Annotated in this window: 12 protein-coding genes and 1 pseudogene; 6 read left to right on the top strand and 7 right to left on the bottom strand. The window is 55.3% G+C overall.

Annotated elements, in window-relative coordinates; translation table 11 throughout:
- Positions 1-1,950, top strand: a complete 1,950-nt coding sequence (locus AAER43_RS00685; protein ID WP_050862726.1) for a glycoside hydrolase family 127 protein — start codon at positions 1-3, stop codon at positions 1,948-1,950.
- 74 nt (positions 1,951-2,024) lie between these two features.
- Here AAER43_RS00685 and AAER43_RS00680 read toward each other — a convergent pair whose 3' ends face one another.
- Positions 2,025-2,765: a MipA/OmpV family protein gene (locus AAER43_RS00680; RefSeq protein ID WP_014882026.1), complete on the bottom strand. Its 741-nt coding sequence runs from the start codon at positions 2,763-2,765 to the stop codon at positions 2,025-2,027.
- A gap of 116 nt (positions 2,766-2,881) precedes the next feature.
- Here AAER43_RS00680 and AAER43_RS00675 point away from each other — a divergent pair, with 116 nt between their 5' ends.
- The gene (locus tag AAER43_RS00675) at positions 2,882-3,847 is read left to right on the top strand and encodes a LysR family transcriptional regulator (protein WP_069683661.1); all 966 of its coding nucleotides are present in this window, start codon (positions 2,882-2,884) and stop codon (positions 3,845-3,847) included.
- Here AAER43_RS00675 and aldB read toward each other — a convergent pair.
- The 6 genes and pseudogenes from aldB to AAER43_RS00645 form a co-directional block, all read right to left on the bottom strand.
- Positions 3,844-5,382 (bottom strand): aldehyde dehydrogenase AldB, encoded by a 1,539-nt coding sequence (gene aldB, locus AAER43_RS00670; RefSeq protein ID WP_014882024.1) that lies wholly within the window; start codon positions 5,380-5,382, stop codon positions 3,844-3,846. The two genes, AAER43_RS00675 and aldB, sit on opposite strands and share 4 nt — an antisense overlap.
- 86 nt (positions 5,383-5,468) lie before the next feature.
- Entirely contained in the window at positions 5,469-7,316 is a 1,848-nt protein-coding gene (gene selB / locus AAER43_RS00665; protein ID WP_057057600.1) for a selenocysteine-specific translation elongation factor, read from the bottom strand.
- Positions 7,313-8,698, bottom strand: a complete 1,386-nt coding sequence (selA, locus tag AAER43_RS00660) for an L-seryl-tRNA(Sec) selenium transferase (RefSeq protein ID WP_050863130.1) — start codon at positions 8,696-8,698, stop codon at positions 7,313-7,315. The genes selB and selA overlap by 4 nt, the downstream gene beginning before the upstream one ends.
- Before the next feature lie 103 nt (positions 8,699-8,801).
- The gene (locus AAER43_RS00655; protein WP_014882021.1) at positions 8,802-9,410 is read right to left on the bottom strand and encodes a glutathione S-transferase; all 609 of its coding nucleotides are present in this window, start codon (positions 9,408-9,410) and stop codon (positions 8,802-8,804) included.
- 90 nt (positions 9,411-9,500) lie between these two features.
- A pseudogene (locus AAER43_RS00650) lies at positions 9,501-10,637 on the bottom strand (HlyD family secretion protein).
- A 2-nt stretch (positions 10,638-10,639) separates the two neighbouring features.
- Positions 10,640-10,996, bottom strand: coding sequence for a DUF3302 domain-containing protein (locus tag AAER43_RS00645; protein WP_014882019.1), 357 nt, complete (start codon positions 10,994-10,996; stop codon positions 10,640-10,642).
- 661 nt (positions 10,997-11,657) lie between these two features.
- Between AAER43_RS00645 and AAER43_RS00640 the strand changes: the two genes are divergently transcribed.
- The 4 genes from AAER43_RS00640 to AAER43_RS00625 all read left to right on the top strand — a co-directional run bounded on the left by AAER43_RS00640 (position 11,658) and on the right by AAER43_RS00625 (position 15,824).
- Positions 11,658-13,565, top strand: a complete 1,908-nt coding sequence (locus AAER43_RS00640) for a PTS mannitol transporter subunit IICBA (RefSeq protein WP_014882018.1) — start codon at positions 11,658-11,660, stop codon at positions 13,563-13,565.
- A 102-nt stretch (positions 13,566-13,667) separates the two neighbouring features.
- A complete protein-coding gene (gene mtlD, locus AAER43_RS00635; RefSeq protein ID WP_050863129.1) occupies positions 13,668-14,816 on the top strand; it encodes a mannitol-1-phosphate 5-dehydrogenase in 1,149 nt (382 codons plus the stop codon).
- Positions 14,813-15,403: a mannitol operon repressor MtlR gene (gene mtlR, locus AAER43_RS00630; RefSeq protein ID WP_023331737.1), complete on the top strand. Its 591-nt coding sequence runs from the start codon at positions 14,813-14,815 to the stop codon at positions 15,401-15,403. Before mtlD ends, mtlR begins: the two co-directional genes overlap by 4 nt.
- A gap of 58 nt (positions 15,404-15,461) precedes the next feature.
- A complete protein-coding gene (locus AAER43_RS00625; RefSeq protein ID WP_014882015.1) occupies positions 15,462-15,824 on the top strand; it encodes a YibL family ribosome-associated protein in 363 nt (120 codons plus the stop codon).
- Positions 15,825-16,039: the final 215 nt, after the last annotated feature.

Raw genomic sequence — 16,039 nt, 5'->3', positions numbered from 1 at the left:
ATGTCCGTAATGGAACCCGATCTGCACCAACTGAAAATCAATGACCCGTTTCTCGGGCAGTATCAACGACTGGTCCGTGATGTGGTGATCCCCTACCAGTGGGATGCGCTGAACGATCGCGTGGCAGAGGCTGAACCCAGCCACGCCATTGCCAACTTCCGCATTGCCGCGGGTCTGGAAGAGGGTGAATTCTACGGGATGGTGTTTCAGGACAGCGACGTGGCGAAATGGCTGGAGGCCGTGGCGTGGTCGCTATGCCAGAAACCGGATGCTGAACTGGAAAAAACCGCCGACGAGGTCATTGAACTGATTGCCGCAGCACAGTGTGAAGATGGCTATCTCAATACGTACTTTACGGTTAAGGCCCCCGAGGCGCGCTGGACCAATCTGGCCGAATGCCACGAGCTGTACTGCGCCGGGCATATGATTGAGGCTGGCGTGGCCTGGTTTCAGGGAACCGGTAAACGCAACCTGCTGGATGTGGTGTGCAGGCTGGCAGACCATATCGACAGCGTGTTTGGCCCTGGCGAAACGCAGCTGCACGGTTATCCTGGCCACCCGGAAATCGACCTGGCGCTGATGCGGCTGTACGACGTCACGGAGGAACCACGCTACCTCAATCTGGTGAAATACTTTATTGAGGAACGCGGCGCCCAGCCTCACTTCTACGATATCGAGTACGAGAAGCGTGGCAAAACGTCATACTGGAATACCTATGGACCTGCGTGGATGGTCAAGGACAAAGCCTACAGCCAGGCACATCAACCTCTTGCTGAACAACAAACGGCCATCGGCCATGCGGTACGCTTTGTCTACCTGATGGCGGGCATGGCGCATCTGGCGCGCCTGAGCGGCGACGAAGGTAAACGCCAGGACTGCCTGCGGCTGTGGAATAACATGGCGCAGCGCCAGCTGTACATTACCGGCGGGATTGGCTCGCAAAGTAGCGGCGAGGCGTTCAGCAGCGATTACGATCTGCCCAACGATACGGTGTACGCGGAAAGCTGCGCCTCCATTGGCCTGATGATGTTTGCCCGCCGGATGCTCGAGATGGAGGCAGATAGCCACTATGCCGACGTGATGGAGCGCGCGTTATACAACACGGTACTCGGTGGCATGGCGCTGGACGGAAAACACTTCTTCTATGTGAACCCGCTGGAGGTACATCCGAAAACGCTGGCGTTCAACCATATCTACGATCACGTGAAGCCCGTCCGCCAGCGATGGTTCGGCTGCGCCTGCTGTCCGCCGAATATCGCCCGCGTGCTGACATCACTGGGACATTACATTTATACCGTTCGCCCGGATGCCCTGTTGATCAACCTGTATGTGGGGAACGATGTCGCCATACAGATTGATGAAAACACACTCCAGCTACGTATTATCGGTAACTATCCGTGGCAGGATCAGGTGACCATCGAAATAACCTCGCCTGTTCCGGTGACTCACACGCTGGCCCTGCGGCTGCCGGACTGGTGCGCCGAACCGGCTGTTTCGCTGAATGGTGAACGCGTCACCGGTGAGGTCGTTCGTGGATATCTTTACCTCAACCGTTGCTGGCATGAGGGCGACACGCTGACTCTGACACTCCCTATGCCGGTTCGCCGCGTGTACGGTAACCCGCAGGTGCGCCAGCAGGCAGGTAAAGTCGCGCTTCAGCGCGGGCCCCTGGTTTACTGTCTGGAAGAAGCTGATAACGGCGCAAATCTGCATAACCTCTCTTTGCCTGAAAACAGTGCGTTCCGGGTATTTGAAGGCAAAGGCATTTTCGCGCACAAAATGTTGATACAGGCGGAGGGGCGCGGTTATCACGCGAAGGATACGGATGCGCTGTGGCAGTACGATCGCTCGCCGGTACAGCGTCAGCCCCAGACGCTGACCTTTATTCCCTGGTTCAGTTGGGCAAACCGGGGAGAAGGGGAGATGCGGATATGGGTGGATGAGGGCTGAATATTTGCGGTCCGTTGCCCTCCCCCCGGACTGTACACACCCACGGGGAGAGGGAGTAAACCGGCTTTAAGGTATCAGAAGCGCCAGGTCAGCCCGGTCATCAGCACGAAGCTGTCGTCGCGGTCGATCATCGGGCTGTTCTTCACGTCGTCAGGCAACACGGTGTAGACCGCGCTGGCGTTAAGGTACAGCTTCTGGGTTAACTGATATTTAGCCGCCAGGCCAACGTATGGCGTCCAGCTGTCACCGGCGGTGTATTGCTTCAGACCTGAGCGGCGAGACTCGTTGCCGGATACGCCGTAGTAGTAGTCGTTATAGCTTTCGTCGGTATAAAAAACACCCACAGATGGCGTCAGGGTCAGACGTTCCATCCTGATGGGTCGAAAGTAGGAGACTTCTCCAATCATGCCGCCGCTTTCATCCGTGGCATCGCCAGAGACCGCCACTTTCAAAGAACCCCAGCTTTCGTGGTGATAGTACGCGCCACCGAGGAAAGCGGACGCCTTACGCTCATCAAGCTGTTTCATCTGATGGTCGTCATTGTCATCGGGATCAAAATGCAGCGGCATCCACGATGCGGTCAGGCTGAGTTCATTTTTTGCGTCTTTCCACAGGATCCAGCCGCCCGTGGTCTGGCGCACATAAAAACGATCGCTTTCGTAACTGATTAACGGCACCGCAGTGGTATTTTCGTTATACCCCTTATAAGGCGACTCATTAAATACAGCCCCCGCCCCTATTGAAAAGTCACCGGCCATTGCAGACGTAGCTGCAAATAACGTGGCAGCGATAAGTAAATTGTATTTAATAGTCATCAAAGTAATCCATTTAAACGCCAAACAAGCGGGGCGAATAATAATGGTTACAAATTTGCCAATGCAACGCTGCGGTTTATATAATATTATATATATAATGATATAGATGGGTGCGCATGATGAGTAAATTACAGCTAAAGCCACGCGAATTAAAAATAATCTCCGTCATCGCCGCCACTCACAGCATTGGTGATGCTGCTGCCCTGTTGGGTATGGCGCAGGCTAACGTCAGTAAATATCTCTCTGATTTTGAAGCGCGGGTTGGACTAAAGGTTTTTGAGCGCACGACCCGTCAGCTTGCGCTTACCCAGTTTGGTGAAGCGTTACTTCCCTATATTGACGCTTCGCTGCACAAAAACGATCAGCTCGTGAATTTCATTGCCGATTATAAGCATGAAAAGCGGGGCAAAGTGACCCTTTACGCGCCCACGGGAATTGTCACCTACCTCGCGCGCCATGTCATCCATCAGATAAAAGACATCGGCGACATTCGTATCTCCCTGAAAACGTACAACCTGGACCGCAATGAATTTTCAGAAGGCGTTTCCTTCCCGGATGACTGCGATATTTTAATTACCTATGCACAACCAAAAGATGGAAGTCTGGTCGCCAGCGTATTAACACAATATTCCGTTACGGCATTCGCCACTCAGGAATATTTAAATAATCATCCGTTAGCCGGACCTGACGATTTAATTAATCACTCATGTATTCTGATCGATTCCATGCTGGTCGACGATGCAAATATCTGGCGTTTTCGTACCCATGGTAGTGATAACGTGCAAGATTACAGGGTGACAGGAAATTATATTTGTGACAATACGCAGACGGCGCTGGAGCTCGCAAGAAATAACCTTGGCATCGTATTCGCACCTAAAGAGAGTCTGAAAAAAGAATTAGCGCAAGGCATGCTGGTTCCCTGCTTCCCGCATCAGGAAGAGTGGTGGCTCGATCTGACCGCAATATTCCGCAAACGTGAATACCAGCCCTGGCGTGTGCAGTACGTCCTTGATGGCGTCCTCAATTGCCTGCGCCAGCAAATTGCTCAGGCCGCCCTGGGACGGCCTGAGCAGGGCGACTAGAACAGGCCCAGCGGTTTATCGGAATAGCTGACCAGCAAACATTTCGTCTGCTGGTAATGCTCCAGCATCATCTTGTGGGTTTCACGCCCGATGCCCGATTGCTTATAACCCCCAAATGCGGCGTGTGCCGGATAGGCGTGATAGCAGTTGGTCCAGACGCGCCCGGCCTGAATGCCCCGGCCCATTTTATAGGCCAGATTTCCGTTGCGGCTCCAGACGCCCGCCCCCAGGCCATACGGCGTGTCGTTGGCAATCTCCAGTGCCTCCTCCATCGTTTTGAAGGTGGTCACCGCCAGCACCGGTCCGAAAATCTCCTCCTGGAAGACGCGCATGTTGTTCTTGCCAAACAGGATCGTCGGCTCAAGGTAATACCCGTCCTGCAGATCGCCACCAAGTACCTTACGGCGGCCGCCGGTCAGGATATCTGCGCCCTCTTTCTTGCCGATATCAATGTAGTTGAGGATGGTCTCCAGCTGTCCATGTGAGACCTGCGCCCCCATCTGCGTGACGTTATCGAGCGGGTTCCCGCTGCGGATAGATTCGACGCGGCGAATGGCGCGCTCCATGAAGCGTTCATAGATAGACTCCTGCACCAGCGCGCGACTCGGGCAGGTACAGACTTCACCCTGGTTAAACGCAAACAGCGCAAACCCTTCCAGGGCTTTATCGAAGAAGGCATCCTCTTCTTCCATCACGTCTGCAAAGAAGATGTTCGGGGATTTTCCCCCGAGCTCAAGCGTCACCGGAATGATGTTCTGGGTGGCGTACTGCATGATCTGCTGGCCCACTTCCGTCGACCCGGTAAATGCCACTTTGGCGATACGTTTAGACGTAGCCAGATACTCCCCTATCTCGCCACCCGCACCGTTCACCACGTTAATCACGCCCGGCGGCAGGAGATCGCCAACGATTTCCATCAGCAGCAGAACCGAAAGCGGGGTCAGACGCGCCGGTTTGAGCACAATGCAGTTGCCTGCTGCCAGCGCGGGCGCCATTTTCCAGCTCGCCATCAGCAGCGGGAAGTTCCACGGAATAATTTGCCCTACCACGCCCAACGGTTCGTGGAAGTGATACGCCACGGTGTCGCTGTCGACCTCGCTGATTCCGCCCTCCTGAGCGCGAATACAGGAGGCAAAATAGCGGAAGTGGTCAATGGCCAGCGGCACGTCTGCCGCCATCGTTTCCCGGATCGGCTTGCCGTTATCCCAGGTTTCTGCCGTCGCCAGCAGTTCCAGATTCTGCTCCATCCGGTCAGCGATTTTGAACAGAATGGCCGCCCGATCCTGAACGGAGGTATGCCCCCATTTGTCTTTCGCGTTGTGCGCCGCATCCAGCGCCAGATCGATATCGCGCTTGCCGGAGCTGGCTATTTCACACAGCGGCTGGCCGGTAACGGGGGTCAGGTTGGAATAGTATTCGCCGTCGACGGGGGCCACCCAGTCGCCGCCAATAAAGTTGTCATAACGAGGCTTTAGCTTGAGGGGAAAACCATACTCGCCAGGCTGGATACGCGAAGAGGGAGGATTGTTTGTCATGACCGTCTCCTTGCTGTTGGTGTACAACAAGGGTAGTCCCGGCTGGCGATTTTCTCGCCAACCGGTAACGGTGTTTACGACGGGGGTCACGGAGTTTCAGGAAATAATAACGAATCTCGCAGAACATGGTCGTTACCGCGGCGACGTGTAAACCCAATACGATTGAAATATTCCAGGATCTGAATCGCCAGCTTGCGCCCTACGTTCAGCCGATCGCGAAAATCGGCTGCACAGGTAGAGCCGCGCGCCTGATCCAGCTCGCGGATCAGGTTAGCAAACGCCACAATGCGATCGTTACGGTAATAACGATCTTTCACGATCGCAACTATCAGCCCCTGCTGCGCCGCGTGGCGTAATACCTGACGCATCGCCTGCTCGTCGGTGTTCGTTTCGCGCGCCAGATCGCGAACCCACCACGGCTCATCACCAAACAGCGAAGCCACTTTCTGCCAGATAACCTCCTGCTCTGCGGTGAATCCGGCTTTGTGATCCGGCAGGTGCAGCCAGCCGTGGTGGCTTTTAATCACCCCGCTTTCGCGCATGTTTTCAATCAGCAGCAGCACCAGCGCATCGTCTTCCATCGGCAGCGCCATGCGGCGCAGACGCTCACGCCCCGGACCAGGCTCATCCTGATGCTGTTCATGATACGTCGCGAGAGTGGTGAGTATTTTGCGCTGCCAGCGTGCGGCAACCGGGGCATTCAACAGGCTATTACCGGCCTGAATAAAGCCCGGCTGCCGGGTCAGCGGGTCTAATCCTTCCCTGCTCAGCTGGCGTGCCCAGGCAAAATCACCCAGGTTCACTGCACCGCGATCGAGATGCACCCGCAGCGCGGCGTTATCATCAGGGGCCTGTGCCAGCGCGGCCAGCCATTGCAGATATTCCGGTTTACGCTTGCCGCGTCGCGGCGAGTTAAGCGCCACCACCCGTGCCCCGGCCAGCGTTTCCCGCGCGGAGATATCCCGCAGAACCAGACGGTCGTTGTCTGCAAGCCAGAGCGGTGAATCGAAAACCAGTTCAGCAAGATCGTTTTCCAGCAGCGACACGCGTCCGGTGATATGGCTGGCCGCGTGGTGAATATGCAGCGGCTGCCACTGAGTCAGCGGCACATTCGTCTGCAGAGAGACAATCACGCGTTCAGACGGCTCTGGCGGAGCATCGGCCAGCAGCCAGTCGCCGCGGTTAAGCTGCTCTTTTTCCGCATCTCCGGCAATATTCAGCGCGATCCGCTGCCCGGCATGCGCCTGCTCTGCCGGCTGGTTCTGTGCATGTAAGCCGCGCACGCGCATCGGTTTGTTAACGCCCGTCAGCCACAGGCTATCGCCCACCTTCACTTCACCGCTCAACGCGGTACCGGTGACCACCAGGCCCGCCCCTTTTACGGTAAATGCCCGATCAATCGCCAGACGGAAGCGATGATGACTTGCGTGGTCACGTGACGTCAGTTGCTGCAAATGGTGACGAAGTTCGTCGATGCCGCGGCCTTCGGTGGCCACGGTGACAAAAATCGGCGCATCGGCAAAGCCATACTCCCGTAAGGTGGCCTGCACCCCTTCGCGCACCTCGCCGACGCGCGCGTCATCCACGCGGTCAGCTTTCGTCAGCGCTACGGTCAGCTGCGGGTTGCCGGTCAGCTGGAGGATTGCCAGATGCTCGCGGGTTTGCGCCATCACGCCGTCATCGCAGGCCACGACCAGCAGGGCATGATCGATACCCCCCACCCCCGCCAGCATGTTAGACAGAAACTTCTCGTGCCCTGGTACATCAATAAAACCCAGCACGCGGCCGTCTGGCTGGGGCCAGTAGGCATAGCCCAGGTCGATAGTCATGCCGCGCTTTTTCTCTTCCGGCAGACGATCGGCGTTTATGCCAGTAATCGCCTGCAGCAACGTAGTTTTTCCGTGGTCGACATGACCGGCGGTGGCAATAATCATTTCAACAACATCTCCAGAAATCGCTCTTCATCATCAAGGCAGCGCAGATCCAGCCACATTCGTCCATCGTAAATCCGCCCGATAACCGGCACAGGCATGGCGCGCCAGCGTAACGACAGGGCCTCCAGATGGCTGCCGCGCCCGTCACGCGGGGTAAACGTGAGCGCTTCGCTCGGCAGCCTGTCCACCGGCAGCGAACCGCTGCCAATCTGCGACTGGCAGGGCTCAATCCGAACGTCAAAATCGGGATAGTACGGGGCGATGCGCGGCAGCAATAACTCGGCCTGCGCACGAATCGAGGCGGCATCACGGGTTAAGAGACGCAGCACAGGCAGGCGGTCGGCCAGCTTCTCCGGATGGAGATAGAGCCGCAGCGTCGCATCCAGCGCGGCAAGGGTCATTTTATCGGCTCGCAGGGCGCGCTTGAGCGGATGCTGCTGCAGCCGGGCAATCAGCTCGCGTTTGCCGACAATAATCCCGGCCTGCGGCCCGCCCAGCAGTTTGTCGCCGGAAAAACTCACCAGGCTGACGCCCGCCGCAATCATCTCTTGCGGCATCGGTTCTTTTGGCAAGCCGTACTGGCTCAGGTCCACCAGCGAACCGCTGCCGAGATCGGCAATCACCGGGATATTCAGTTCGCGCCCAATCTCCGCCAGCTCGGCCTCATCAACCGTTTTGGTGAAGCCTTCTATCTGATAATTGCTGGTGTGAACCTTCATCAGCAGGGCGGTGTTTTCATTCACCGCTGCGCGATAATCTTTCGCATGGGTACGGTTGGTGGTACCGACCTCATGCAGCGTGCAGCCCGCCTGGCGCATCACGTCCGGGATGCGAAACGCCCCGCCAATTTCCACCAGCTCGCCGCGGGATACCACCACCTCTTTGCCACTGGCGGTGGCCGCCAGCATTAGCAGCACCGCTGCGGCGTTGTTATTCACAATGCAGGCATCTTCTGCACCGGTCAGCTGGCACAGCAGATCCGCCAGGGCACGATCGCGATGCCCGCGTCCTGCGCCGTCCAGATCGTACTCCAGCGTCACCGGCGTTCGCATGGCCTGCCCGACCGCAGCCACGGCCTCTTCCGCCTGCTGCGCGCGGCCCAGGTTGGTGTGCAGCACGGTACCGGTAAGGTTGATCACCGGGCGTAATGCGCTTTGCGCGTTCTTGTCCAGCCGATGTTCCACTTCCAGCTCCCACGCGCTACACCAGCCGGGCAAGCTATTTTCTGCCTGAATGGCGCATCGGGCTTCGTCCTGAAGCAGGCGTAACATCTCAACCGTCGCGGTATGGCCGAAACGCTCCACAACAGCATGAATGCGAGGTTCGCGAAGAAGACGATCGGTAGCGGGGATCTGGCTGTAGAGCGAATGATGAGTAGTCATGAAAGCGCCTGGCGAGTAAATATCTTCCCCCCTCCCGACGGGAGAGGGAGTTAACATGTGGAGAGATTGTACCGCCTCCTGCAGCGAAGTGTTATAACCCGCGTCAAGCCTTTGGCGGTTCGGTACGGGCAAAGCTCTCGCGGCTAAAGAGCGTTTCAGCCAGCTTCACCAGCAACGGTCGGTCAACGCACCAGCCGGGGGACACGCGGCGGAAATTGAGATACCCGATGGCGCAGGCAATGGCGATGGTGGCCAGGTTCAGGCTATCGGTGTGAATTTTTCCCTCCCGGATGAGCTGTTCGCACATATCCAGACTGCGGTTGATTTTTTCCCGCTGGCGCAGCAGTTCGTTTTCTGACTGCTGTGCGGCGGGCCTTGCCTGCTCACGCACGGAAGTCAGCGCCGCATCCATAATGCCGTCGGCCAGGGCTTCAATCTGCTTCACCGCCAGCGCCGCTTTTGGGTCAGCCGGCAGCATGGCCGGGGCCACGCCCAACAGCTCGATATACTCCGCAATAATCGGGGAGTCGAACCAGTATTCACCCTCGTCCGTCACCAGCGCCGGAACTTTTCCCAGCGGGTTGTACTGCGCAACGCCGTTTTCAGCGTTGTAGGGCTGTTCATTGACGAATTCGAATGTCATCCCTTTCTCCAGCAGGAGAATCGAGATTTTTCGCACGAAGGGACTGGTGTAGCTACCGATGAGTTTCATTGCCTGATCCTTGATGCTGGGAAAAGGTCAGTATGGATCACGGGATGAAAAAAGGGCAGGTATGGATGTCGCATTCCTGCCCTGGCGGGATTAATGATCGAGGTAGAGGTAGTGCATCCAGCTGGTCATGCGCAGCAACACTTTACGCATCACCGAGACGTGGGCGAAATGGTCTGAATAGACCGCCACCTGGGCATAGATACCGTCTGGTAGCGCATCGACGTCGGCGTTAGGCTCCAGTTCAATCAGCGCCTGTACGCCATCCGTGCCCGGTGTGACGGTCAATGCCTGCAACGCCCCCTGCGCCTGGTACGACCCTCCCGGCACCACCGGCAGGACGCTGGTGAGTTTCCCGGTAAATACCTGGCCCGGCAGCGCATTAAACACCACTTCCGCTTCATCACCCGGCTTAAGACGCAGCAGCGAGTTCTGGCGGAACTGCGCCACAATCTGACGTTTCTGTTCCGGAATAAAGACCATGACCGGACGCAGAGGTAACGCGGCGGCATAGGTCCCCGGACGGATCAGCACCTAGGTGATATAGCCGTTGCTCGGCGCGCGCACCACGGTCTGATCGAGATTGTATTTCGCTTCGGCAAGCTGGGCGCGTAATGAAGCAATCTGCGACTGTTCACCGTTCACCATGCTGTCTAACTGACTTTGAATCTGCGTCTGTTCAGCCACAGAACCTTTCACCAGCGCATCCTGCGCCAGATAGTTCTGCCGCGCGTTGTCGATATCGCTTTCAGAAAACGGGTTCACCTTCGCCCGGCTGCCTTTCAGGTAACGCTGATAATCTTTATACAGGCGGTCACGCTCTGCCGAGACGCGCGTGGTATTAGCGACGGCTTCTGCAAGCTGCGCTTTCAGGCTATCGATATTGTGGGTTGCGGTGACCAGATCGGCCTTGAGTCTATCGACCCGCGCCTGGTAGCGGCCCGGATCAAGTTTAAATAACACTTCGCCTTTTTTAATGAGCTGGTTGTTTTTATCAGTCACTTCGGTGACCACGCCCGTCACCTGCGGTGTAATCGGAATGGAAATAACCGCTTTTTGCGCCGTAAAGGTATACGGATGGTTATAGTTCATTAACAGAATCAGTCCGGCAACAATAAATACCCCACCCAACGTTGCGGTGGCGAGCGTCCACTGATTTACCGGAATGCGGAATATTTTAAAGATCGCCCAGGCAAATGCCACATAGGTCAAAATAATCAACAGATCCATGATTAGCGCTCCAGCGTGTTCTGATCAGCAGTGGGCTGTACCGCCGCCAGCTTTTGTTCTAATTCGGCCACGCGTTTGGACAGCGCATCCATGCCCGGGACCTCATCTGGCTTTGTAATGTGGTTCTGCATGCCCCAACCGCGATCTTCACGGTAGAGCGTGGCCCAAATCCACAGAAACGGCCAGATGGCATGGAGGGTGAACAGGCTAATCCAGCCTGCCGTATGAATCGCATCGGCATGGGGATGATTACGTTTTTTAGCCATATTATAAGGGATATCATGAATAGCGATAATCCCGTAAAAAAGCACCAGAAATACAAAAATCAATACGCCCAACGCAAAATAGTTGAGAAACATATTTTCCTCACTTAAACAACGTCAACTCATTAAACGAATAAAACAGCACGCAGCCTAATTAATTTATTTTTAAATTTAAAAGGCACACTGGTTATTTCAGAGCCGGGGAGTATCGGTTTTTATAATATCTCCATGCAAGTTTATAAACGTGTCAAAATATAACCTGAATAATAATATACTTAACCTTACATTATGAGCGTAATCCACCTTTTAACTTTTCGCCATACCACACATGAAAAGTGGTTTTTTAACTTTACGTGTCACTCAAGACTATCCTGACGCCAATTCGCAAAGCAGAGTTTGCCGCCGATCACAGCCAGAGAAATCTGCATAAAAATATTTTGTGAAATCAGTCACAATCCAGAAACAAACCCACAAAACAAAAATGCGATCGCAATCACAGAAACGCGTAGTTTTTGCTTTGTTTTTCGCCATCGTATTTTTTTTACCCACTAATTTTGTGATTCGGATCACGTCATTAAATGCCGCACCCCCTACATTTACGTGACATATGTCACACAAATTTTCACTGTCTGGACAGTTGAACGATTCAGTGCCAGATTTCACAGCATCAGAACAGGGCCCGGCTACCTCTGCCGCCGCACATTAACGATAAACCTCGGGCCGCAAGCCTAAGCGTAAACATAAGAAGGGGTGTTTTATGTCATCCGATTTCAAGATCAAAGTTCAAAGCTTTGGTCGTTTCCTCAGCAACATGGTGATGCCAAATATCGGCGCGTTTATCGCGTGGGGTATTATCACCGCATTGTTCATTCCGACAGGGTGGTTGCCTAACGAAACGCTGGCGAAACTTGTTGGCCCTATGATTACTTACCTCCTGCCGCTGCTGATCGGTTTCACCGGTGGTCGTCTGGTAGGCGGTGACCGTGGTGGCGTTGTGGGTGCCATCACCACAATGGGTGTTATCGTCGGTGCGGATATGCCGATGTTCCTCGGTGCCATGATTGCCGGTCCTCTGGGCGGCTGGGCGATTAAGAAATTCGACGTCTGGGTAGATGGTAAGATCAAATCCGGCTTCGAAATGCTGGTGAACAACTTCTCTGCGGGCATCATCGGGATGATCCTCGCGATTCTGGCGTTCCTCGGCATTGGCCCTGCGGTTGAAGTGCTGTCCAAAATTCTGGCGGCAGGCGTTAACTTTATGGTGGCGCACGACATGCTGCCGCTGGCGTCTATCTTCGTTGAACCGGCGAAAATCCTGTTCCTTAATAACGCCATCAACCACGGTATCTTCTCGCCGCTGGGTATTCAGCAGTCTCACGATCTCGGTAAGTCCATCTTCTTCCTGATTGAAGCAAACCCAGGTCCGGGTATGGGCGTTCTGCTGGCATACATGTTCTTTGGTCGCGGCAGCGCTAAGCAGTCTGCTGGCGGTGCGGCTATCATCCACTTCCTGGGCGGTATCCACGAAATTTACTTCCCGTACGTGCTGATGAACCCACGTCTGATCCTGGCCGTTATCCTCGGCGGTATGACCGGCGTGTTCACCCTGAGCGTGCTGGGCGGCGGTCTGGTCTCCCCTGCTTCTCCGGGCTCTATCCTGGCCGTGCTGGCAATGACTCCGAAAGGTGCCTACTTCGCTAACATCGCGGCTATCTGTGCGGCCATGGCGGTCTCCTTCGTGGTTTCTTCTATCCTGCTGAAAACCAGCAAAGTGAAAGAAGATGACGATATCGAAGCGGCAACCCGCCGTATGCACGACATGAAAGCGGAATCCAAAGGCGCGACCCCGCTGGCGGCTGGCGATGTCTCTAACGACCTGAGCCACGTGCGTAAAATCATCGTTGCTTGTGATGCCGGTATGGGCTCCAGTGCAATGGGTGCCGGCGTGCTGCGTAAGAAAGTACAGGATGCGGGCCTGACCAACATCTCCGTGACCAACAGCGCAATTAACAGTCTGCCGCCGGACGTTGACCTGGTGATCACCCACCGCGATCTGACCGAACGCGCCATGCGTCAGGTACCGCAGGCACAGCACATTTCGCTGACTAACTTCCTCGACAGCGGCCTGTACACCAGCCTGACCGAACGTCTGGTTGCCGCGCAGCGTCATGAAGATAACGAAGTGAAAGTGCGCACCAGCCTGCAGGATAGCTTTGACGAGAGTAATGCCCACCTGTTTAAACTGGGTGCGGAGAACATCTTCCTCGGCCGTACCGCGGCTACTAAAGAAGAAGCGATTCGCTTTGCCGGTGAACAGCTGGTAAAAGGCGGTTACGTTCAGCCTGAATATGTCGATGCGATGCTGGAACGCGAAAAACTGACCCCAACCTATCTCGGTGAATCCATCGCGGTTCCACACGGTACCGTTGAGGCGAAAGACCGCGTGCTGAAAACCGGTGTGGTGTTCTGTCAGTATCCTGATGGCGTACGCTTCGGTGAAGAAGAAGATGACATCGCCCGCCTGGTGATTGGTATCGCCGCTCGCAACAACGAGCATATCCAGGTGATCACCAGCCTGACCAACGCCCTGGACGATGAGTCCGTTATCGAGCGTCTGGCCAAAACCACCAGCGTTGAAGAAGTTCTGGCACTGCTGAACAAATAACAGCGCCTCTTCCCTCTCCCCCCGGGGAGAGGGCTAGGGTGAGGGGGAGAAAGCTCCTCACCCCAGCCCTCTCGGGTAAAAACATTGATGAAGGTTAACACTATGAAAGCATTACATTTTGGCGCAGGTAATATCGGTCGTGGTTTTATCGGCAAACTGCTGGCAGACGCGGGCATTACGCTGACGTTCGCCGATGTGAATCAGGTGGTCCTGGATGCCCTGAATGCCCGTCATAGCTATCAGGTCCATGTGGTGGGCGAAAACGAGCAGGTCGATACCGTCTCAGGCGTGAACGCGGTCAGTAGCATTGGCGACGACGTAATCGACCTGATTGCCAGCGTTGACCTTATCACCACGGCGGTAGGCCCGGTGGTTCTGGAGCGTATCGCCCCGGCGGTGGCTAAAGGCCTGGCAAAACGTAAAGCGCAGGGCATCGACACCCCGCTGAACATCATCGCCTGTGAAAACATGGTACGCGGCACCACACAGCTGAAAGGCCATGTCATGGCGGCCGTGGCTGACGAGGATAAAGCCTGGGTCGACGCGCACGTTGGGTTTGTGGATTCCGCCGTGGACCGCATCGTTCCGCCGTCAGCATCCGCCGCCCACGACCCGCTGGAAGTGACCGTGGAAACCTTCAGCGAGTGGATCGTCGATAAAACTCAGTTTAAAGGTGCACTGCCAACTATTCCGGGAATGGAATTAACCGATAACCTGATGGCATTTGTCGAACGCAAACTCTTCACGCTGAACACCGGGCATGCTATAACCGCGTACCTCGGAAAATTGGCCGGTCATCAGACCATTCGCGATGCGATTCTCGATGAGAAAATCCGCGCGGTGGTAAAAGGGGCCATGGAAGAGAGCGGCGCGGTGCTGATCAAACGCTACGGTTTTGATGCTGATAAACACGCAGCCTACATCCAGAAAATCCTTGGTCGCTTTGAAAACCCGTATCTGAAAGATGATGTTGAGCGCGTGGGACGTCAACCGCTGCGTAAGCTGAGTGCAGGCGACCGTCTGATTAAGCCGCTGCTCGGCACGCTGGAATACGGTCTGCCGCATGCCAACCTGGTGAAAGGGATTGCCGCTGCAATGCACTACCGCAGCGATCAGGACCCGCAGGCGATCGAGCTGGCTCAGCTGATTGATGACAAAGGCGCGCAGGCTGCGCTGGCGCAGATTTCCGGTCTGGACGCCAATAGCGACGTGGTTGTGGAGGCGGTTAACGCATACAACGCAACCAAATGATGCACAGTGTGGCGCAGGTTAGCCTGCGCCCAGATAACAGATTGTCAGATATGCAGGCAATAATGGAACAAACCCAGGCCTTTGAAAATCGTGTGCTTGAGCGTCTGAATGCTGGCAAAACCGTACGAAGCTTCCTGATTGCCGCCGTCGAGCTGTTAACCGAGGCGGTAAATATCCTGGTGCTTCAGGTGTTTCGCAAAGACGACTACGCGGTAAAATATGCTGTAGAACCGTTACTGGACGGCGATGGACCGCTGGGCGATTTATCGGTGCGTCTGAAGCTGATTTACGGTCTTGGCGTGCTGAACCGGCAAGAGTACGAAGATGCAGAGCTGTTAATGGCGCTACGTGAGGAGCTCAATCATGACGGTAACGAATACGCCTTTACCGATGATGAGATCCTGGGGCCCTTCGGCGAGCTGCACTGCGTGGCCGCGCTGCCCCCTGCCCCTCATTTCGACAGCAGCGACCCTGAGCTATACGCGATGCAAAAGCTGCGTTATCAGCAGGTTGTCCGCTCCACGATGGTCCTTTCCCTGACTGAGCTGATTTCCCGGATCAGCTTAAAAAAAGCGTTTCAGAAGTAAGCCTGCTCACATTGGTGTATCCTTCCCTGTAAATTCCCCGTTTTCAGAGTTATTTGTCATGAAAGAAGTCGAAAAGAACGAAATTAAACGCCTGAGCGACCGCCTGGATCTGATCCGTCACCAGATGGCGGGTCTGTCACTGGTCGATTCCGCCGAGAAGTACGCCGAGCTGGAGAAAGAGACCGCGAAGCTGGAGGCAGAGATCGAGCGCCTGCGCGAAGTAAAAGGCCAGAAGCTGAGCAACGAAGCGCAGAAGCTGATGAACATGCCACACCGCCGCGCAATCACTAAAAAAGAACAGGCTGACATGGGCAAGCTGAAGAAAAGCGTCCGTGGCCTGGTGGTCGTGCACCCGATGACCGAGCTTGGCCGTGAAATGGGCCTGAAAGAGATGACGGGTTTTTGTAAGACCGCATTCTGATTTCATGCCGGGTGGCGCTGCGCTTACCCGGCCTACTCTTTTCCCCTTCGTGTGAATTGGTCCAACCAATTGCGCAATCAATCCTCCCCTGGTTCACAATTCCATTATTTCCGCTCACAAAACCATTGCCACCCCATAACATCTGATTAACCATTCATTGTCATTAACCCTACAACACAACATTGGCAGGACCACTTTTACATAACCTGTGATGC

The sequence above is a fragment of the Enterobacter sp. FUJ80071 genome, assembly GCF_038739915.1.
Classification (GTDB): domain Bacteria; phylum Pseudomonadota; class Gammaproteobacteria; order Enterobacterales; family Enterobacteriaceae; genus Enterobacter; species Enterobacter kobei.
Note: the sequence above shows the minus strand (reverse complement) of the source record. Positions and strands in the feature narration are given on the sequence as shown.

Coding starts and splice junctions, on each gene's coding strand:
- AAER43_RS00685 (WP_050862726.1), top strand. CDS start 1: ATGTCCGTAATGGAACCCGATCTGCACCAACTGAAAATCAATGACCCG.
- AAER43_RS00640 (WP_014882018.1), top strand. CDS start 11,658: ATGTCATCCGATTTCAAGATCAAAGTTCAAAGCTTTGGTCGTTTCCTC.
- AAER43_RS00645 (WP_014882019.1), bottom strand. CDS start 10,996: ATGTTTCTCAACTATTTTGCGTTGGGCGTATTGATTTTTGTATTTCTG.
- AAER43_RS00680 (WP_014882026.1), bottom strand. CDS start 2,765: ATGACTATTAAATACAATTTACTTATCGCTGCCACGTTATTTGCAGCT.
- AAER43_RS00675 (WP_069683661.1), top strand. CDS start 2,882: ATGATGAGTAAATTACAGCTAAAGCCACGCGAATTAAAAATAATCTCC.
- mtlR (WP_023331737.1), top strand. CDS start 14,813: ATGATGCACAGTGTGGCGCAGGTTAGCCTGCGCCCAGATAACAGATTG.
- AAER43_RS00625 (WP_014882015.1), top strand. CDS start 15,462: ATGAAAGAAGTCGAAAAGAACGAAATTAAACGCCTGAGCGACCGCCTG.
- selA (WP_050863130.1), bottom strand. CDS start 8,698: ATGACTACTCATCATTCGCTCTACAGCCAGATCCCCGCTACCGATCGT.
- AAER43_RS00655 (WP_014882021.1), bottom strand. CDS start 9,410: ATGAAACTCATCGGTAGCTACACCAGTCCCTTCGTGCGAAAAATCTCG.
- selB (WP_057057600.1), bottom strand. CDS start 7,316: ATGATTATTGCCACCGCCGGTCATGTCGACCACGGAAAAACTACGTTG.
- mtlD (WP_050863129.1), top strand. CDS start 13,668: ATGAAAGCATTACATTTTGGCGCAGGTAATATCGGTCGTGGTTTTATC.
- aldB (WP_014882024.1), bottom strand. CDS start 5,382: ATGACAAACAATCCTCCCTCTTCGCGTATCCAGCCTGGCGAGTATGGT.